The 17,839-nt window shown below is 65.2% G+C and carries 16 protein-coding genes; 11 read left to right on the forward strand and 5 right to left on the reverse strand.

What is annotated here, in order from left to right; all coding sequences use genetic code 11:
* Positions 1 to 163: 163 nt before the first annotated feature.
* Positions 164 to 1,084, reverse strand: a complete 921-nt coding sequence (locus ACTJKT_RS24375; protein ID WP_097305203.1) for a histone deacetylase family protein — start codon at positions 1,082 to 1,084, stop codon at positions 164 to 166.
* Positions 1,085 to 1,158: 74 nt separating this feature from the next.
* Between ACTJKT_RS24375 and ACTJKT_RS24380 the strand changes: the two genes are divergently transcribed.
* The 3 genes from ACTJKT_RS24380 (at position 1,159) to ACTJKT_RS24390 (ending at position 3,289) form a co-directional block, all read left to right on the forward strand.
* On the forward strand, positions 1,159 to 1,728 hold the full coding sequence (locus ACTJKT_RS24380) for a GNAT family N-acetyltransferase (RefSeq protein WP_023969471.1): 570 nt from the start codon (positions 1,159 to 1,161) through the stop codon (positions 1,726 to 1,728).
* Between the two features lie 101 nt (positions 1,729 to 1,829).
* Positions 1,830 to 2,699: an acyl-CoA thioesterase II gene (tesB, locus tag ACTJKT_RS24385; protein ID WP_009050999.1), complete on the forward strand. Its 870-nt coding sequence runs from the start codon at positions 1,830 to 1,832 to the stop codon at positions 2,697 to 2,699.
* Complete coding sequence (locus ACTJKT_RS24390) at positions 2,696 to 3,289, forward strand: HAD family hydrolase (protein WP_440788868.1); 594 nt, start codon at positions 2,696 to 2,698, stop codon at positions 3,287 to 3,289. Before tesB ends, ACTJKT_RS24390 begins: the two co-directional genes overlap by 4 nt.
* A 78-nt stretch (positions 3,290 to 3,367) precedes the next feature.
* Here the strand turns inward: ACTJKT_RS24390 and ACTJKT_RS24395 are convergent, their stop codons facing one another.
* Complete coding sequence (locus tag ACTJKT_RS24395) at positions 3,368 to 4,345, reverse strand: alpha/beta hydrolase (RefSeq protein WP_440788869.1); 978 nt, start codon at positions 4,343 to 4,345, stop codon at positions 3,368 to 3,370.
* Positions 4,345 to 5,238: a KPN_02809 family neutral zinc metallopeptidase gene (gene ypfJ, locus ACTJKT_RS24400; RefSeq protein ID WP_440788870.1), complete on the reverse strand. Its 894-nt coding sequence runs from the start codon at positions 5,236 to 5,238 to the stop codon at positions 4,345 to 4,347. Before ypfJ ends, ACTJKT_RS24395 begins: the two co-directional genes overlap by 1 nt.
* 138 nt (positions 5,239 to 5,376) lie before the next feature.
* On the opposite strand from ypfJ, the gene pcaQ reads away from it, so the two are divergent.
* The 3 genes from pcaQ (at position 5,377) to pcaG (ending at position 7,745) form a co-directional block, all read left to right on the forward strand.
* Positions 5,377 to 6,306 carry a pca operon transcription factor PcaQ gene (gene pcaQ, locus ACTJKT_RS24405; protein WP_440788871.1) on the forward strand — a complete coding sequence of 310 codons (930 nt, stop codon included), beginning with the start codon at positions 5,377 to 5,379 and terminating at the stop codon, positions 6,304 to 6,306.
* Between the two features lie 103 nt (positions 6,307 to 6,409).
* Positions 6,410 to 7,129 (forward strand): protocatechuate 3,4-dioxygenase subunit beta, encoded by a 720-nt coding sequence (gene pcaH / locus ACTJKT_RS24410; protein WP_025807624.1) that lies wholly within the window; start codon positions 6,410 to 6,412, stop codon positions 7,127 to 7,129.
* A 10-nt stretch (positions 7,130 to 7,139) separates the two neighbouring features.
* Positions 7,140 to 7,745 (forward strand): protocatechuate 3,4-dioxygenase subunit alpha, encoded by a 606-nt coding sequence (gene pcaG, locus ACTJKT_RS24415; RefSeq protein ID WP_102676667.1) that lies wholly within the window; start codon positions 7,140 to 7,142, stop codon positions 7,743 to 7,745.
* A 187-nt stretch (positions 7,746 to 7,932) separates the two neighbouring features.
* Here pcaG and ACTJKT_RS24420 read toward each other — a convergent pair whose 3' ends face one another.
* Positions 7,933 to 9,660 carry an FAD-dependent oxidoreductase gene (locus ACTJKT_RS24420; RefSeq protein WP_440788872.1) on the reverse strand — a complete coding sequence of 576 codons (1,728 nt, stop codon included), beginning with the start codon at positions 9,658 to 9,660 and terminating at the stop codon, positions 7,933 to 7,935.
* Between the two features lie 210 nt (positions 9,661 to 9,870).
* On the opposite strand from ACTJKT_RS24420, the gene ACTJKT_RS24425 reads away from it, so the two are divergent.
* The 4 genes from ACTJKT_RS24425 (at position 9,871) to ACTJKT_RS24440 (ending at position 13,825) form a co-directional block, all read left to right on the forward strand.
* Positions 9,871 to 10,647 (forward strand): IclR family transcriptional regulator, encoded by a 777-nt coding sequence (locus tag ACTJKT_RS24425; RefSeq protein ID WP_440788873.1) that lies wholly within the window; start codon positions 9,871 to 9,873, stop codon positions 10,645 to 10,647.
* Between the two features lie 342 nt (positions 10,648 to 10,989).
* Entirely contained in the window at positions 10,990 to 12,045 is a 1,056-nt protein-coding gene (locus ACTJKT_RS24430; protein ID WP_440788874.1) for a Gfo/Idh/MocA family protein, read from the forward strand.
* Positions 12,046 to 12,047: 2 nt separating this feature from the next.
* Positions 12,048 to 12,863 carry a sugar phosphate isomerase/epimerase family protein gene (locus ACTJKT_RS24435; protein WP_440788875.1) on the forward strand — a complete coding sequence of 272 codons (816 nt, stop codon included), beginning with the start codon at positions 12,048 to 12,050 and terminating at the stop codon, positions 12,861 to 12,863.
* Positions 12,864 to 12,946: 83 nt separating this feature from the next.
* Positions 12,947 to 13,825 carry a DMT family transporter gene (locus ACTJKT_RS24440; RefSeq protein WP_169915604.1) on the forward strand — a complete coding sequence of 293 codons (879 nt, stop codon included), beginning with the start codon at positions 12,947 to 12,949 and terminating at the stop codon, positions 13,823 to 13,825.
* Between the two features lie 92 nt (positions 13,826 to 13,917).
* On the opposite strand, the gene ACTJKT_RS24445 is transcribed toward ACTJKT_RS24440, so the two are convergent.
* On the reverse strand, positions 13,918 to 15,255 hold the full coding sequence (locus tag ACTJKT_RS24445) for an MFS transporter (protein WP_440788876.1): 1,338 nt from the start codon (positions 15,253 to 15,255) through the stop codon (positions 13,918 to 13,920).
* Positions 15,256 to 15,904: 649 nt separating this feature from the next.
* Here ACTJKT_RS24445 and quiC point away from each other — a divergent pair.
* Positions 15,905 to 17,815 (forward strand): 3-dehydroshikimate dehydratase QuiC, encoded by a 1,911-nt coding sequence (gene quiC, locus ACTJKT_RS24450; RefSeq protein WP_440788877.1) that lies wholly within the window; start codon positions 15,905 to 15,907, stop codon positions 17,813 to 17,815.
* The last annotated feature ends 24 nt before the right edge of the window (positions 17,816 to 17,839 follow it).

A 17,839-nucleotide genomic window follows, 5' to 3' on the forward strand; every position in this document is an offset into this window, starting at 1 on the left:
ATCACCATCAACGCTCCCGCTTCGCAGCATTCAGCAGTGTTTAGCGGGGCTGATCAAAAAATGATCGCCTGTCTGTAGGGTACAGCCCGCATGGCCTGCAGCCGCTTGCACTCAGGTTATCCACAAGCGGCTCCACAGCCATTGTGGGTAAGGCGCCCAGCTTTCAGTGACAACCTGATGACGTCCACACCCGTTGCGCGCTGTGGTGGAGGATGCCGTGGCGCCGCGCCAGGGCCTGGCGGTCCTTGCTGTAGCCACCGCCGATCACTCCGAGCACCGGGATGTCGCGGCCCAGGCAATGGCGCATCACCTGTTCGTCGCGGGCGGCGACGCCCTGGTCGGTCAGCTTCAGGTAACCCAGGGCATCGTCCTTGTGCACATCCACCCCGGCGTCGTACAGCACCAGGTCCGGCTGGTACAGCGGCAGCAGGTAATTGAGCGCGTCGTCGACCACCTTCAGGTAATCGGCGTCACCCATGCCCATCGGCAGGGGGATGTCCCAGTCGCTGGTGGCCTTGCGTGCCGGGAAGTTTTTTTCACAGTGCAGCGAGACGGTCACGGCGTCCGGGGTATGTTCGAGAATCCGCGCGGTGCCGTCGCCCTGGTGCACGTCGCAGTCGAAGATCAGCACCCGGCCGACCCGCCCGGCTTCCAGCAGGTAATGGCTGATCACCGCCAGGTCGTTGAAGATGCAGAAGCCCGCCGGGTGGTCGTAGTGGGCGTGATGGGTGCCGCCGGCCAGGTGACAGGCCAGGCCATGCTCCAGGGCTTGTTCGGCGGCCAGCAGCGAGCCGCCGACGGCGCGCACGGTGCGCCGGGCCAGGGCTTCGTTCCAGGGCAGGCCGAGGCGCCGTTGGTCTTCCCGCGACAACTCGCCGGCCATGTAACGTTCGATATACCCAGGGTCATGAGCCAGGGCGAGAATCTCCGCCGGGCACAGTTCTGGGCGCAGCAGGTCGGCATCGCGGGTCAGGCCGCTATCCACCAGGTGGTCGCGCAGCAGGCGAAACTTGTCCATGGGGAAGCGGTGCTCCGCCGGGAACTCGGGGCTGTAGTCGTCGTGGTAGATCAGCGGCAGTGGCATGGCAATTTCATGTAGGAATCCGAAAAGGATCCTACCAGCGATGTAGACTGGCACGCATGGAAATGGAGGGGACGATGGAGCCGATACTGCAACTCGAAAGTGCTCGACTGCTGTTGCGCCAGTGGCGCGACGAGGATTTGCCGGCGTTTGCGGCGATGTGCGCCGACCCGCAGGTGATGCGTTACTTTCCGGCCCCCTTGAGCCGCCTGGAAAGCGCCGCGCTGATCGGCCGGATCCGTGGGCATTTCGCCGAGCACGGTTTTGGCACCTGGGCGCTGGAGCGCAAGGATACCGGGGCCTTCATCGGTTTTACCGGGCTCGGTGTGGTGGGCTTCGAAGCGCCGTTCACCCCGGCGGTGGAAATCGGCTGGCGCCTGGCGCGCGAACACTGGGGCCTGGGCTACGCCAGCGAAGCGGCCTGGACCGCGCTGCGTTGCGGCTTCGATCGCCTGGCCCTGAACGAGATCGTCGCCTTTACCACCACCAGCAACCTGCCGTCGCAGAAAGTCATGCAGGCCATCGGCATGCAACACGATGCAGACGACGATTTCGATCACCCAAAGCTCGGCAGCGAGCATCCGCTGCGTCATCATGTGCTGTATCGCATCAACCGCGAACAATGGTTGGAAACCTTGCATGGATAGCAGGTCGGGGGCATCTGGAGTGTGCCCATGTGTGTGAACCCGATTGAATCGACCGCAGCAGCCAAGACTGCGCGGCATTGCTCTGTGTGAGGAGAGTCTGAATGAGCCACGTGTTGGATGATCTGGTCGACCTGTTGACCCTGGAACCGATCGAGGAAAACCTGTTTCGCGGTCGTAGCCAGGACCTGGGCTTCCGCCAGCTGTTCGGCGGCCAGGTGTTGGGTCAGTCCCTGTCCGCGGCCAGCCAGACTGTCGAAGAGGCGCGCCATGTGCATTCGCTGCACGGTTACTTCCTGCGTCCGGGCGATGCGGCGTTGCCGGTGGTGTACCAGGTCGACCGGGTGCGCGATGGCGGCAGCTTCAGCACCCGCCGGGTCACGGCGATCCAGAAGGGCAACCCGATCTTCACCTGCAGCGCCTCGTTCCAGTACGACGAGGAAGGCTTCGAGCACCAGGACACCATGCCCCAGGTGGTCGGCCCGGAAAACCTGCCATCGGAGCTGGAGATCACCCAGCAGCGTGCGCACCTGATCCCGGAGCACATGCGCGAAAAACTGCTGTGCCCCAAGCCCATCGAAGTGCGCCCGGTGACCGAGAAAGACCCCTACAACCCGCAGCCGGCGGACCCGATCAAATACGTCTGGTTCCGCGCCGACGGCGAGCTGCCGGACATTCCCGCGCTGCATAAATACCTGCTGGCCTACGCCTCGGACTTCGGCCTGTTGACCACCTCGATGCTGCCCCACGGCAAGTCGGTGTGGCAGAAGGACATGCAGGTCGCCAGCCTCGACCACGCGCTGTGGTTCCATGCCGACCTGCGCGCCGACGACTGGCTGCTGTATGCCATGGACAGCCCCTGGGCCGGCAATTCCCGTGGTTTCTCCCGTGGCAGCGTGTTCAACCGCGCCGGCCAACTGGTGGCCTCGGTGACCCAGGAAGGCCTGATCCGTCACCGCAAGGACTGGGCATGAGCCTGGCCGAGGTGCGTCATTGGGTGTTCGACATGGACGGCACCCTGACGGTGGCCGTGCATGATTTCGCGGCCATTCGCGAAGCGCTGGGGATTCCGCCGGAGCACGACATCCTGACCCACCTCGCGGCCTTGCCCGCCGCCGAAGCCGCGGCGAAACACGCCTGGCTGCTGGAGCACGAACGCGATCTGGCCCTGGGTTCGCGCCCGGCGCCGGGGGCGGTGGAGCTGGTGCGGGAGCTGGCGGCGCGGGGCTATCGCCTGGGCATCCTGACCCGCAATGCGCGGGAGCTGGCCCATGTCACCCTGGAGGCCATCGGCCTGGCCGACTGCTTTGCCGTCGAGGACGTGCTGGGGCGCGACGAGGCCCCGCCCAAACCTCATCCCGGCGGCTTGCTGAAACTGGCTGCGGCCTGGGAGGTGGCGCCCGCTGAAATGGTGATGGTCGGCGACTACCGCTTCGACCTCGACTGCGGTCGCGCGGCGGGCACCCACACGGTGTTGGTGAACCTGCCGGATAACCCGTGGCCGGAACTGGCCGACTGGCATGCCGAGGATTGCGGCGTTCTACGGCAGATGGTGTTGGCTTGAAAAGCTTCGCGGGNTACGACAACGAACCTGTAGGAGCGAGGCTTGCCCGCGATAGCGTCATTGCTGATTTCACCGTGCCTACTGGCCGAACAACGCCTTCTGCCCCTCGGGCGAAGTGAACATCTTGTCGCCGTCATGCCCGACCCCGGGCACTTCGACCAGCTGCTGTTGCAGCCCCTGGGGATGGCGCTGTTTCAGGTAGTCGAAGTAGTTGTGCCCGCGAATCAACCGGTAGGCGCCCTGGGCCTCGGCGGCGCAACTGGTGTCCAGCGCCGGGTGGTGCGGGTCGGTGTCCTGCTGGCCCAGCAGATAGGTGATATCGCGTTTGATATAGCGCTGTTCCAGTTGCTGCGCGGTCTGGCCGGCGGCGTAGGCCGGCAGTTTGAGCAGGCCGTACTTCCAGTTGTTGAAACCGGGGCACGCGCTGGCGTCGACCTTCGCCGGGCGCTGCTCGTCGAAATAGGCATAGGACGATGGGTTGGCGATGACGTAGCGCAATTTGATGCCGTCATCCTCCAGGCCCGGATGATGCTTGCCGAGCAGGGCAAAACGCTGCACTACCTGGGCGCCACCAGAGTGGCCGGCGACGACTATCTCGGTCAGGGACGGAAACTGCTGGCGATCGCTCAGCCGCGTGATGATCGCGTCCAGCACCGCATAAGAGCTTTGTGGCTTGGGCCCGCTGGACGGCTCGCCGGCCATCCAGCCATTGCCCTGCCAGCGCAGCAGCGAGTCGGGTAGCTGGTGGCGCTCGATATCGCTCTGATTGAGAAACTGCGGGGCGATCACCAGGGTGGCCGCGCTTTGCCCGGCCTGGCTGGCGGCCTGTTCGGCGCTGTGCAGGTAGGTCTGGGCGTTGCGCAGGCGCCCGTGGACGATGATCAGTGCCCGCTGGATCTCCGGCAGCGGCTGCTGCCAATCCTGGCTCAGGCCGATGGCCAGTTCGCCGCCTTCGAGGTTCAGCCGCGCGGGGCTGACCGTCTTGACGCCATTTTCCGCTGCCTGCGCGCCGGCGCAGATCATCCATAACGTGAGCAGCACCAGTGCCCGGCGCATTACAGACTCTTCGCCGCGAAGGTATCGCACTGGCCGACCTGACCCTGGGTGAAGCCTGCCTTGAACCAGCGCACCCGTTGCGCCGAGCTGCCGTGGGTGAAGGAGTCCGGCACCACGCGGCCCTGGCCTTGCTGTTGCAGGCGGTCGTCACCGATGGCGTTGGCGGCGTTCAGGGCTTCTTCGATATCCCCCGGCTCCAGCCAGTTCAGGCGTTTCTGCGCATGGTTGGCCCAGACGCCCGCCAGGCAGTCGGCTTGCAGTTCCTGGCGCACCAGCAGGCCGCCGTCGCCTTCCATCTGCCGGCCCTGTTGGCGGGCGGTCTGGATCTTCGCCGAGACGCCGAGCAGGGTCTGTACGTGGTGGCCGATTTCGTGGGCGATCACGTAGGCCTGGGCGAAGTCGCCGGCGGCCGAGAAGCGCTGGTCCATCTCGCGGAAGAAGTCCATGTCCAGGTACACCTGCTGGTCGGCCGGGCAGTAGAAGGGGCCGGTGGCGGAGGTCGCCGAGCCGCAGGCGGAATTCACCCGGCCACGGAACAGGATGAGCTTGGGTTGCTGGTAGGAGCGTCCGGCCTGCTGGAAGATCTGGCCCCAGGTGTCTTCGGTGTCGCCGAGGATGGAGCGCACGAATTCCGCCTGCTCGTCGTTGGCCGGCGGCGCCTGGCGGGTCTGCTGGGTGGTGGCGGGCGCCGAGGACTGATCCATCTGCCCGACGAGTTGCCCGAGGATTTGCAGCGGGTCCTGGCCGGTGACCCAGCCGATGCCGACGATCAGGATGATGGCAGTCAGGCTCAGGCCCTTGCCGCCGCCAAAGCGCAGACCGCCACCTCCACCACCACTGTCATCGCGAGCATCCACCACGTTGTCGCTGCGCCGTCCTTTCTTCCAAAGCATGGGTGAATCCTCTTCTTATTTGCTGATCAGTGTTGCTGGTGAGTAAAGCTGGTGCCAGTCCGGTCGTCAGCCTTTTGCATGCACGCTACCATTGCCCGCAGCCGCATCGATCCTGTCGCGACACATCCGGGGCCTCCTTTGAACATCGATACCCGCATCAAATTCCGTCACCTCGTATGTTTTCTTGAAATATCTCGTCAGGGCAGCCTGGCGCGGGCGGCGGATGTGCTTGCGGTGAGCCAGCCGGCAATGTCGAAAACCCTCAAGGAACTGGAAGAGTTGCTCGACACCCGGCTGTTCGCCCGGAGCAAGGCCGGGCTCAGCCTGACCGAGGCGGGAATGGCCTTTCTGCGTTACGCCGGGCCCTCGGTGCAGGCCCTGCGCGAGGGGGTGAACACCTTGCGCGGCGGCGAATATGCCGCCGGCGTGGTGCGCCTGGGTGTGCTCTCGACCGCCGAAAGCCTGTTGCTGCCAGAAGTGGTGCGACGCCTGCACGAACGGCATTCGGCGCTGGTGGTGAGCGTGGTCACCGGTCCCAGCGCCTATCTGCTGTCGCAGCTGCGGGTCGGCGACGTCGACCTGGTGGTCGGGCGCATGACGGACAGCCCGCAGATCCAGGGCCTGAGCTTCGAGCATCTGTACAGCGAGTCCATGACCCTGGTGGCGCGTCCCGATCATCCGTTGCTGCACGGGCCGCTGGAGCGGCATGCGCTGGAGCAGTACCCGCTGGTGCTGCCGCTGGCCGGCACCACCATCCGCAAGTTCGCCGACAGCCTGTTTGTGCAGTGCGGCATCAGCCAGTCGCGCCAGCGCCTGGAAACCCTCTCGGTGGCCCTGAGCCGGCGCTATGCGCTGTCCAGCGATGCGCTGTGGATCGCCCCGCTGGACGCGGTGCGCCTGGACCTGGCCAATGGCGAGCTGCGCGAGATCGACCTCGGGCAGCGCGAGCCGGGTGGCTCGGTGGGCATCTCCAGCAATGCCAGCCTGCCGCTGTCGCTGGCGGCGCAATGGTGCGTCGAGGTGCTGCGGGAGGTCGGGCAGGCCTATCGCGAGGGGCGTTATCCATAACCTATTGGTTATGGATAGGGGAGGCCTTTTCAATATTCCTTGGGCTGCTGTTGTTTGAAACTGCGCGGGCTGCGCTCCATAAATCAAACAACAGGAGATCGACATGTCTGATGCAGACAGCAGTCGTTTCGTTATCCGTGACCGTAATTGGCATCCCAAGGCCCTGACCCCCGACTACAAGACCTCCGTGGCTCGTTCGCCGCGCCAGGCGCTGGTGAGCATCCCGCAATCGCTGAGCGAGACCAGTGGCCCCGATTTCTCCCATCTGAAGACCGGGCGTTTCGATAACGACCTGCTGCTCAACTTCAATAACGGCGGCTTGCCGGTGGGCGAGCGAATCATCGTTTCCGGCAGGGTCTGCGATCAGTACGGCCAGCCGATTCCCCACACCCTGGTGGAGATGTGGCAAGCCAACGCCGGTGGTCGCTACCGGCACAAGAACGACCGCTACCTGGCGCCCCTGGACCCGAATTTCGGTGGTGTCGGCCGAGCCCTGACCGACCGCGACGGCTACTACAGCTTCCGCACCATCAAGCCCGGTCCTTACCCCTGGCGCAACGGCCCGAACGACTGGCGCCCGGCGCATATCCATTTCTCCATCAGCGGACCATCGATCGCCACGCGGTTGATCACCCAGCTGTATTTCGAGGGCGACCCGCTGATTCCGCTGTGCCCGATCGTCAAGTCGATCGCCAACCCGGACGCGGTGCAGAGCCTGATCGCGCGCCTGGACATGAGCAGCGCCAACCCGATGGACTGCCTGGCCTATCGCTTCGACATCGTGTTGCGCGGCCAGCGCAAAACCCACTTCGAGAATTGCTGAGGAGCCTGCCATGCCTATCCAATTGCTGCCTGAAACCCCCTCGCAAACGGCCGGCCCTTATGTGCACATCGGCCTGGCGCTGGCCGCCGCGGGCAACCCGACCCGCAGCGACGAGATCTGGAACCGGATGGCCGGGCCCGATGCCCAGGGGGAAAAGATCCTGCTGATCGGCCACGTGTATGACGGCAACGGCCATCTGGTGCGCGACTCGTTCCTCGAGTTCTGGCAAGCCAACCACGAGGGCGTCTACGACCCGCTGTTCGATTCGGAGAAAGCCTTCAACAGCTTCGGGCGCACGGCCACCACCTTCGATGCCGGCGAGTGGACGCTGCACACCATCAAGCCGGGCGTGGTGAAAAATGCCGCCGGGGTGCCGATGGCGCCGCACATCAACGTGGCGCTGTTCGCCCGGGGGATCAACATCCACCTGCACACCCGCCTGTATTTCGCCGATGAAGCCGAAGCCAATGCCGCCTGCCCGGTGTTGAACCTGATCGAGCAGCCGCAACGGCGCGAGACCCTGCTGGCCCATCCCTGCGAAGTGGACGGGCAGCGGGCGTACCGCTTCGATATCCGCATCCAGGGGGAAGGGGAGACGGTGTTCTTCGATTTCTGATCGGCCATCCGCGACCTGCCGCAGCGGCCGGTTTGCGTCTCCTGCGGAGCCGATCGCAGCCTCGCGGGGCTCGGCAGCGGCTACAGGGCTACGCGCTTCCTGTAGCCGCTGGCGCAGCCTGCGATAAGGCCCGCAGGGCCTTCAAGCGATCTCAAACACCACGCCCTCTTCGAGATTGATCGCCGCCTTATTCGTAAGCACTGACGCCAGCAATGTGCCGACCGGCGATATAGCCGAAAGTCAGCGCCGGGCCGAGATTGATACCGCCGGCGGGGTAGTGGCCGCCCATGATGCTGGCCATGTCGCTGCCGGCGGCGTACAGGCCGGCGATGGCCTGGCCCTGGCCGTCGAGCACCTGGGCGTGGGGGTTGACCTTGAGCCCGGCGAAAGTGCCGAAGCAGCCCGGCTGGACCTTCACCGCGTAGAACGGCCCTTGCTCGATGGGCGCCACGCATGGGTTGGGTTGCTGGCGCGGGTCACCCTGCTTGCGGTTGTAAGGCGTCGAGCCCCGGCCGAACTGCGGGTCCTGGCCTTGTCGGGCATGCCGGTTGTATTCCGCCAGGGTGGCGCGCAGGCCGTCCGCATCGATGCCGCAGGCCTGGGCCAGCGCCTCGATGCTGTCGCCGCGCTTCAGGTAGCCGCTGCGGATAAAGGGCGCCAGCGGCACCGGGAAGGGCCGGGAAATACCCAGGCCATAGCGACGCTGGAAGCTGTGGCTGCAGATCAGCCACGACGCCACTTCTTCACCCTCGGGCGCTGCCGCGACCATTGCCCGCACATAGTCGTAGTAACCCTCGGCTTCGTTGACGAAGCGCTGGCCGTTGCGCAAGACGCCGATGACCCCTGGTTTGCCGCGCTCGATGATGTGCGGAAAATGCCCGCGGCTGCCGTCCTTGTAAGGCACCGCGGAAACCGGGGCCCAGGCCACGGGGGATGCCATGTCGGTATCGACCCGGGCGCCGACGCTTTCCCCCAGGCGCAAGCCGTCGCCCGAGACCGCCAGCGGCGGCAGGGCCAGATGCTCGTGGCCGGTGGGCGTGCGTGGGAACAGCGCCTTGCGCCGCTCGATGTCGTTGGGGAAACCGCCGGCCGCCAGCACCACCGCTTTGCGGGCGCGGATACGAATGGGCCCCCGGGTGGCGCTGCTGACAATAGCCCCGGTCACCGCGTTGCCGTCGCGCAGCAGCTCGGTGACCGGCGCCGATTCCCAGAGCAGCACGCCAAGGTCCTGCGCCGACTTGGCCAGGCGCGCCACCAGTGCCACGCCATTGACCAGTTGCAGGGCGCGGCGGTGAGTGACGAGGTCGCGCAGGTGGCGGCCGAAGCGCTTGCTCACATGCCAGGCCGCCGGCAGCGAACGGCTCAGGTTGAGGAAGGCCGCAAGGTCGGCGCCGGCCATGATCGGCATGCCCATGAACGAGGTTTCGCGCAGGGTCTTGCGCAGGCGCTTGAGCAGCTTGCCAACCTCGCGCCCATCGTAGGGCGCGGCGATCACCGAGCGTCCGCCGGTGCCGGCGCCCGGGGTGTCGCCGTGGATATCGGCGATGGCGTTGCCGTCGGCGAATTGCAGCGCGGTATGGCGCTCGAAGAACGACACCATGCGCGGGCCGGCTTCGAGGAAGGCGTCGATCAGTGCTGGCTGGTAGCGTTCGCCCAGTTCGTGTTTCAGGTAGGTGCGCGGCAGTTCCACGTCCTCGACTATGCCCGCTCGTCGCGCCAGTGGGTTGCACGGCACCCAGGCCCAGCCGCCGGACCAGGCGGTGGCGCCGCCGAACACCGGGTCTTTCTCCACCACTATGACCTTCAGGCCATGCCAGGCCGCGGTCACGGCTGCCGAGAGGCCGGCGGCGCCGGAGCCGACGACCAGCACGTCGCAATGGATATCGGGGTGGTGCAGGGTGGCGGTGGCAGGCATGGAAGAAGCAACTCCGTTAAACGAACACTTATTGTTTTTTGGAACTTGATTCCAAAAAATATACGGAGTCGAATAGTCGGCAGCAAGGCGAGGGCAGGATCATCTGCGTCATGCCGAGGTTTTTATGGGCGGTTATCGAACGATGCCGCGGTGTGTTTCCCATTGCGCCGGTTGTCACTAGAATCGGCCAAATTTCGTCTGGACCCGACCATGGCCGGCAGTCAAATCGAGCGCGTCTTCAGCGTTCTGGAAAGTCTTACCAGCGACCCCCGCGGCCTGCCGATGCAGACCCTGGCCGAGCAACTGGACATCCCCAAAAGCGCCACCCACCGGCTGTTGGCGGAGCTGATCCGCCTGGGCTACGTGCGGCAGAACCCGGACAACCTGCGTTATCACCTGTCGACCAAACTGGTGGCCATGGGCTTTCGCTACCTGTCCAGCAGCGGCGCGGACATTGTCCAGCCGGTGCTCGACCGGCTGGCCCAGGAAACCGGTGAGCTGGTGCGCCTCGGGGTGATCGAGGACGAGCGCCAGACCTGGATCGCCAAGTCCCAGGGCGCCCGTTCCGGGTTGCGCTACGACCCCGACATGGGGCGCGAGGCGCCGTTGTTCTATACCGCTTCCGGGCACGCCTGGCTGGCCTGCCTGAGCGACGCCGAGGCCTTGTCGTTGGTGGAGCGCCAGGGCGCGGAAATCCCCACGGACCTGGGGCCGAACGCGCCGCGCTCGAACATCGAGCTGCTCGAACGCCTGCGCCTGGCCCGGGAGCAGGGTTACGCCTGGGTCGAGGAAAGTTCGGCAGTGGGCACCTCGGCGGTGGCCGCGGTGGTGCGTCATCCGGTCGACGGCCGGGTGGTCGGAGTGCTGAGCATCGCCGGCCCGAGCGCGCGCATGCCATTGGCGCGCCTGCATGAACTGGCGCCGCTGCTGTTGAAGTTCACCGACGAACTCTCGGCCGCCAGCCAGGCTTCCGAGCTTTTCAGCTGAATCTGCAGAAATTCCTGTAGCCGCTGCCGTAGGCTGCGATCGGCCGCGCAGCGGCCGTGAAACAACCTGCCGAGTCTAGCCAGGCACACTGCGATGGCAGGTTTTGCGTCTCCTGCGGAGCCGTTCGCAGCCTCGCGGGGCTCGGCAGCGGCTACAGGGGCTGCGTGTTTTCTGTAGCCGCTGGCGTAGCCTGCGATAAGGCCCGAAGGGCCTTCACGATCTCAAGCCTTAAAGCTGTTCGCTGATCGGACACTATTTTGTTTTGCTCTTGCGTGAAAGTGGAACCGAGTTCTAAATATTTGCAATCTCGCGTTCCGATAACAATCACAAGAGGATCCCGCCTTGGACTCGCCTTTGCGCATTGCCCTGATCGGCGCCGGCAACATGGGCCAGCAGCATTACCAGCACCTCAAGACCCTGACCGAAGCCACACTCTGCGCCGTGGCCGATCCCGGCCCGCAAGCCGCCGGCATCGCTGCGCAGTGGGAGGTGGCGTATTACCCAGACTATCGACAGATGCTCGAACAGGCCCGCCCCGACGCGGTGATAGTCGCCAACCCGAACAACCTGCATGTCAGCACCGCCCTGGATTGCCTGGCGGCCGGAGTGCCGGTGCTGCTGGAAAAACCGGTCGGCGTGCACCTGGATGAAGCGCGTGAACTGGTCGCTGCCGTGAAAAACAGCGGCGTGCCGGTGCTGGTGGGCCATCACCGCCGGCACAACCCGCTGATCGTCCGCGCCCATGAGTTGGTGCAGGGCGGCGCATTGGGCCGGCTGACCACGGTCACCGCGCTCTGGCAATTGCAGAAGCCCGACAGCTATTTCGAGATTCCCTGGCGCCGCGAGCCCGGGGCCGGGATGCTGCTGACCAACCTGATTCACGACCTCGACCTGCTGCGTCACCTGTGTGGTGAGGTGCGTCAGGTGCAGGCCGTCACCAGCAACGCAGTGCGCGGTTTCGCCAACGAGGATTGCGCCGCCGTCCTGCTGCAATTCGCCAGCGGCGCCCTGGGCAGCCTGACCGGTTCCGACGCGGTGGCGGCGCCCTGGAGCTGGGAACTGGGTTCCGGCGAGAACCCGGTGTACCCGCGCCAGGCCGACCAGCCGTGCTACCTGCTGGCCGGCACCGCTGGCGCCCTGAGCATTCCGCAACTCAAGCGCTGGCAGTACGCCGAGGCCGGTACCGGCTGGCATCAGCCGTTGCTGGCGGTCGAGGAGCCTTTCACCGCCGCCGAAGCCCTGCACCTGCAATTGCAGCATTTCGTCAAAGTGGCGCAGCGTGAGGTCGAGCCGCTGGTCAGCGTGGCCGATGCGGCGCGGACCCTGGCGCTGATCGAGGCGATCCGCGAAGCGGCGGCGACCGGTCGGGCCTGTGCTCCGGCGCTGATCGAGGGATGAGCATGAGCGAGCGTATTCTTTCCCTGGCCAGCCTCACGGTGCTGGAGATTTCGCCGCCGCAGATGGTCGAGGTGGCGGCCCGCGCCGGTTACAGCCACGTCGGTTTGCGCCTGGTACCGGCGACGCCGGAGGAGCATCACTTTGCCCTGGTGGCCGATGCCGAGCTGCGCCGACAGACCCTGAGCCGCCTGCGCGACACCGGCGTCGGCGTGCTGGATGTGGAGATCCTGCGGCTCAAGCCACAAACCCGGGTAGCGGATTTCGAGGCGGTGCTGGCGGTCGGCGCGGAGTTCGGCGCCAGCGAGTTGCTGGTGGCCGGCAACGACCCCGACGAGGGGCGCATGACCGAACGCTTCGCCGAACTTTGCGACCTGGCGTCGATCTACGGCTTGCATCCGCACCTGGAGTTCATGCCCTGGACCGATGCGCGCAACCTGGAGCAGGCGGTGCGGGTGGTGGAGAACGCCGGTCGCGACAACGCCGCGGTGCTGGTGGACGCGTTCCACTTCGATCGTTCGGCCTCGCGCCTGGAGGATCTGGCAAAGGTCGCACCGTCACGGCTGCGTTATGCCCAGCTGTGCGACGTGGCCGGCCCGCGACCGGACGACATGCAGGAGATCCTGCGCCAGGCCCGCAACGAGCGGCGTTTCCCCGGGGATGGCGATTGCGACCTGGTGGGGCTCTTGCATTGTCTGCCGGCCAACCTGCCGTTGAGCCTGGAGATCCCCGCGGTGAAGTTGCTCGAGCAGGGCGTCGGCGCCCTGGAGCGGGCGCAGATGGCCCTGGACAAGACCCGGGCGTTGTTGGCCCGGCTTTAGTTGATCGCCCAGATGGCCCTATCGNCGAGGCTTGCCCGCGAAGCTGTTTCTACAAACAAAACCTATCTTGAGAGGCCTTGCGGATGACCCTCAGCACACCCCTTTCCGGTGTCAACCAGCCCTTCAAGGGCATCCTGCTGGTCGTCGTGGCGACCTTCCTGTTCGCCAGTCACGACGCCCTGTCGAAATACCTCTCGGGGTTCTATCCGATCGTGATGGTGGTCTGGGCCCGCTACCTGATTCATACCCTGCTGATGGCCGGGATCTTCCTGCCGCAATCCGGCCTGCGGGTGTTGCGCACCAAGCGGCCGTTGCTGCAACTGGCGCGGGCCTTATGCCTGCTCAGCACCAGCTTGCTGTTCACCTCGGCGCTGCTGTTTATCCCCCTGGCCGAAGCCACCGCGGTCAACTTCCTGGCACCGGTGTTGGTCACCGCGCTGTCGGTGCCGCTGCTGGGCGAGCGGGTCACGAAGGGCCAGTGGCTGGCGGTGATCTGCGGTTTTATCGGGGTGCTGATCATCGTTCACCCGGGCGGCGATCTGTTCACCCCGGCGGTGCTGCTGCCTTTCTGCTCGGCGCTGTTTTTCTGCTTTTACCAACTGCTGACCCGCAAGCTCGCCGAGCACGACAGCCCGACCACCAGCAACTTCTTCGCCGGCCTGTGCAACACCCTGGTGATGAGTGCGCTGGTGCCCTTCTTCTGGCAGGTGCCGAGCTTTATCCATGGCCTGCTGATGCTGGCGCTGGGGGCCTGCGGCATGACCGCCCACCTGTTCCTGACCCAGGCATTTCGCCTCGCGGCACCGGCCCTGCTGGCGCCGTTCGGCTATTGCCAGATCGTCTTCGCCGGGCTGCTGGGCTGGTTGTTGTTCAGCCATACGCCACAGCCGATCACCCAGCTGGGCATCGCGGTGATCTGCCTCAGCGGCCTGGCGGCTGCCTGGCAACAGCGCCGGCGCTGAGCGGAATTCGTGGGGGGTGCCAGCCGGTATCGGCCGAGAGATGAGGGGGGAGAAAAAAGCAGGCCCGGAACCGGGCCTGCGAGAGGAAAGCGTCAGTCTTCGACTTTCGGAATCTTGCGCGGAGCCATGAAGTACATCCAGGTCAGGGCGATGAAGTACATCGCCGGGATCAGGGTGAACAGCACGGTGTAGTTGTTGTTGGTGACGGTCAGGATGTGGCCCACCAGCTGGGTCATGAACATGCCGCCGATGGCCGCGCACATGCCGCCGAAACCGAACACCGTGCTCATCATGTGCTTGGGCGTGTAGTCCATCACCAGGCTCCAGATGTTGGCGGTCCAGGCCTGGTGCGCGCCGATGGCCAGGGAGATGGCGAGCACCGCGACCCACAGGTTGCTGGCGCCGGCGGCCATGACCACGCTGACGATGCAGCAGGCGAACAGCAGCATGGACATCAGGCGCGCCTTGATCGGGTTGACTCCGCGGCCGATCAGGAACGACGAGAGAACGCCGCCACCGATGCTGCCGAAGTCGGCGGTCAGGTAGATGATGATCAGCGGGATGCCCATCTGGGTCACGTTGATGCCCAGGTTGTACTGCTGGTTGAGGAACGGCGGCAGCCAGTACAGGTAGAACCAGAACACCGGCGCGGTGATCGAGTAGGCCAGGGCGAAGGCCCAGGTGCCGCGCATGCGCAGGATGCGCGAGAAGGGCACGCGGGTCTGTTCCGGTTCGACTTCTTTCTGGATGTACTCGAGCTCGGACTGTTTGACGCTCGGGTGGTCCTCCGGGTTGAAGTATTTCAGGCCCCAGAACAGCAGCCAGACAGCGCCCAGCGCGGCCATGCACAGGAACGCCGCCTGCCAGCCCCAGGCGTGCAGGATCAACGGCAGCAGCATTGGCGTGAGCATGGCGCCGACGTTGGTCCCGGCGTTGAAGATGCCGGTGGCCACCGCGCGTTCGCCGGCCGGGAACCACAGGCGCGTGGTCTTCACGCAGGCCGGGTAGTTGGCGGCCTCGGTCAGCCCGAGGATGAAGCGGCAGACCATGAAGCCCGCGGCCGAAGTGGCCAGGCCATGAGCACCGGTGGCCAGGCTCCACAGCAGCACCGCGAAGAAGAACACGCGCTTGACGCCGATCCGGTCGATCAGCCGCCCTTGCAGGACGAAACCGACGGCGTAGCCGACCTGGAACCAGAAGTTGATGTTGGCGTAGTCCATCGCCGTCCAGCTCAGTTCCTTGGCCAGGATCGGCTGCATCACACCCAGGGCGGCGCGGTCGATGTAGTTCAGGGTGGTGGCGAAGAACACCAGGGCGAGCATGCCCCAGCGGGTCTTGCCGACCGCCATGGCGCCGCGGATCTTGTCGCCGATGCCGCCGGAGGCGGTGCCGAGGCTCGGGGCCATGCGAGAGCTTTGAGAAGGAATCATGTGTGCCATCCGTTCAATGACTGACGAGGGACAACTCGTCGGGACTCAAGGGCGCGTGATCGATCGTCGGCTGGGCGGACGGGCCGCGGGTGAACGCGATGATCGATCGGCTGAGGGCTTTGCTCGACGCGCATCGGGCGCGGCGATTGAAAGCGGTCGGGTCAGCGTGCAAGCACGGTTCAGCCCAGGGGCCGTAGTGCGTCCGTCTGAAGGCGGCTGTTGGAGGCGTGGCCGGGTGAGCGCCAGAGGACCAGGCAGAGAGGTGTGGCGTTGAGTGCAAGCATGAGGGTGTACCCGATTTTTGAAATTTTTATGGTGTGTTCTGGGTCTTGGGCAATTGAAGCCGGTGGTTCGGTGCCGGCTCAATGTGCTGTCGATGGTGCGCAGTGAGCGAAAAATCGTCAATTCGCCAACGGCCATTTTGTTCGATAATCGCACGAAAAACTAACTGGTTCGTACACTTTGAATTGCTGTCTGCAATGCCCGGCTCAATAATCCGCCCCATCCAATAACAAACGTGCCCCTGTAGCCGCTGCCGCAGGCTGCGATCGTCCGCGAAGCGGGCGCGGGATCTTCAGCGTACTGGAGGACCTGCGGCAGCGGCCACGGGCACGGCGCCCGATCTGTAGTCATTGCCGGGAGTTGAAATATGCAGCGTTCCATTGCCACCGTCTCCTTGAGCGGTACCCTGCCGGAAAAACTCGAAGCCATTGCCGCCGCCGGTTTCGACGGCGTGGAGATTTTCGAGAACGACCTGCTCTACTACGACGGCAGCCCCCGGGAAATCCGCCAGATGTGCGCGGACCTGGGCATCGCCATCACCCTGTTCCAACCCTTTCGCGATTTTGAAGGTTGCCGCCGCGACCGCCTGCAACGCAACCTGGAACGCGCCGAACGCAAGTTCGACCTGATGCAGGAACTGGGCACCGACCTGGTGCTGGTATGCAGCAATGCCGCGGCCGACAGCGTCGGCGACCGGCAGATCCTGGTGGACGACCTGCGCCTGCTGGCCGAGCGCGCCGGCAGCCGTGGCCTGCGGATCGGCTACGAGGCCCTGGCCTGGGGCCGGCACGTCAATACTTATCAACAGGTCTGGGACATCGTCCGCGAGGCCGACCATCCGAGCCTCGGCGTGCTGCTCGACAGCTTCCACACCCTGTCGCTCAAGGGCGACCCGGCGGCGATCGCCGAGATTCCCGGGGACAAGATCTTCTTCGTGCAGATGGCCGACGCGCCGATCCTGGCCATGGACGTGCTGGAGTGGAGCCGGCATTTTCGCTGCTTCCCGGGGCAGGGCGATTTCGACCTGCCGGGGTTCCTCGCGCCGATCATCAAGAGCGGCTACACCGGGCCTTTGTCCCTGGAGATCTTCAACGACGGTTTCCGCGCCGCGCCACCCCGGGCCAATGCCGCGGACGGCCTGCGTTCGCTGCTGTACCTCGAAGAGAAAACCCGCCAGCGCCTGGCGCAGGAAGCCACGCCCGTGGCCAATATCGATACGCTGTTCGCGCCGCCGCCGGCCAGTGAATACGGCGGCACCGAATTTCTCGAGTTCGCCGTGGACGAAGCGCTGGGCGCCAAGCTCGGCGGCTGGCTGGAGCGCCTGGGGTTTGCCAAGGCCGGCCAGCACCGCTCGAAGAACGTCAGCCTGATGCGCCAGGGCGATATCAACCTGATCCTCAACTCCGAGCCTTACTCCTTTGCCCACAGCTTCTTCGAAGCCCACGGCCCCTCGGTGTGCGCCACGGCGATCCGGGTCAAGGACAGCGCCAAGGCGCTGGAGCGCGCGGTGGCCTACAAGGGCCAGCCGTACCGCGGGCTGGTGGGCCCCAACGAACTGGAACTGGCCGCCGTGCGCGAGCTGGATGGCAGCCTGATTTACCTGGTGGATCAGGAGCAGGGCGGCCAGCACCTGTACGACACCGATTTCAATATGCTCCCCGGGGTGGTGGCCAAGGGCGGCCTCAAGCGCATCGACCACATGGCCATGGCGCTGCCGGCCGACAGCCTCGACAGCTGGGTGCTGTTCTACAAGAGCCTGCTGGATTTCACCGCCGACGACGAAGTGGTGCTGCCCGACCCCTACGGGTTGGTGAAGAGTCGAGCATTGCGCAGCCGGTGCAGCAGCATTCGTTTGCCGTTGAACATTTCCGAGAATCGCAAGACCGCGATCTCCCATGCGCTGTCCAGTTATGGTGGTTCGGGCGTGCATCACATCGCCTTCGATTGCGACGACATCTTTGCCGAGGTCAGCCGGGCCAAGGAGGTGGGCGTACCGCTGCTGGACATCCCGCTGAACTACTACGACGACCTGGCGGCACGCTTCGATTTCGACGACGAGTTCCTCAGCGAGCTGGCCTACTACAACGTGCTCTACGACCGTGACGCCCAGGGCGGCGAGCTGTTCCACGTCTACACCGAGCCGTTCGAGGGGCGCTTCTTCTTCGAGATCATCCAGCGCAGGAATGGCTATGTCGGGTATGGCGCGGCAAACGTCGCGGTGCGTCTGGCGGCCATGGCCAAATCCCGCAGTGGCGGGGTGCGTCACGCCAAGTTGTAGGAGTTTCGTAACGGCGGCGGCAAA

The organism is Pseudomonas sp. 22526 (assembly GCF_052044735.1).
Taxonomy (GTDB): Bacteria; Pseudomonadota; Gammaproteobacteria; order Pseudomonadales; family Pseudomonadaceae; genus Aquipseudomonas; species Aquipseudomonas piscium.

Bases quoted from the DNA above. Each gene is read 5' to 3' on its own strand.
- quiC (WP_440788877.1), top strand. From the start codon at position 15,905: ATGCAGCGTTCCATTGCCACCGTCTCCTTGAGCGGTACCCTGCCGGAA.
- ACTJKT_RS24440 (WP_169915604.1), top strand. From the start codon at position 12,947: ATGACCCTCAGCACACCCCTTTCCGGTGTCAACCAGCCCTTCAAGGGC.
- tesB (WP_009050999.1), top strand. From the start codon at position 1,830: ATGAGCCACGTGTTGGATGATCTGGTCGACCTGTTGACCCTGGAACCG.
- ACTJKT_RS24420 (WP_440788872.1), bottom strand. From the start codon at position 9,660: ATGCCTGCCACCGCCACCCTGCACCACCCCGATATCCATTGCGACGTG.
- ACTJKT_RS24375 (WP_097305203.1), bottom strand. From the start codon at position 1,084: ATGCCACTGCCGCTGATCTACCACGACGACTACAGCCCCGAGTTCCCG.
- ACTJKT_RS24435 (WP_440788875.1), top strand. From the start codon at position 12,048: ATGAGCGAGCGTATTCTTTCCCTGGCCAGCCTCACGGTGCTGGAGATT.
- ACTJKT_RS24395 (WP_440788869.1), bottom strand. From the start codon at position 4,345: ATGCGCCGGGCACTGGTGCTGCTCACGTTATGGATGATCTGCGCCGGC.
- ACTJKT_RS24425 (WP_440788873.1), top strand. From the start codon at position 9,871: ATGGCCGGCAGTCAAATCGAGCGCGTCTTCAGCGTTCTGGAAAGTCTT.
- pcaG (WP_102676667.1), top strand. From the start codon at position 7,140: ATGCCTATCCAATTGCTGCCTGAAACCCCCTCGCAAACGGCCGGCCCT.
- ypfJ (WP_440788870.1), bottom strand. From the start codon at position 5,238: ATGCTTTGGAAGAAAGGACGGCGCAGCGACAACGTGGTGGATGCTCGC.
- ACTJKT_RS24380 (WP_023969471.1), top strand. From the start codon at position 1,159: ATGGAGCCGATACTGCAACTCGAAAGTGCTCGACTGCTGTTGCGCCAG.
- ACTJKT_RS24445 (WP_440788876.1), bottom strand. From the start codon at position 15,255: ATGATTCCTTCTCAAAGCTCTCGCATGGCCCCGAGCCTCGGCACCGCC.
- ACTJKT_RS24390 (WP_440788868.1), top strand. From the start codon at position 2,696: ATGAGCCTGGCCGAGGTGCGTCATTGGGTGTTCGACATGGACGGCACC.
- pcaH (WP_025807624.1), top strand. From the start codon at position 6,410: ATGTCTGATGCAGACAGCAGTCGTTTCGTTATCCGTGACCGTAATTGG.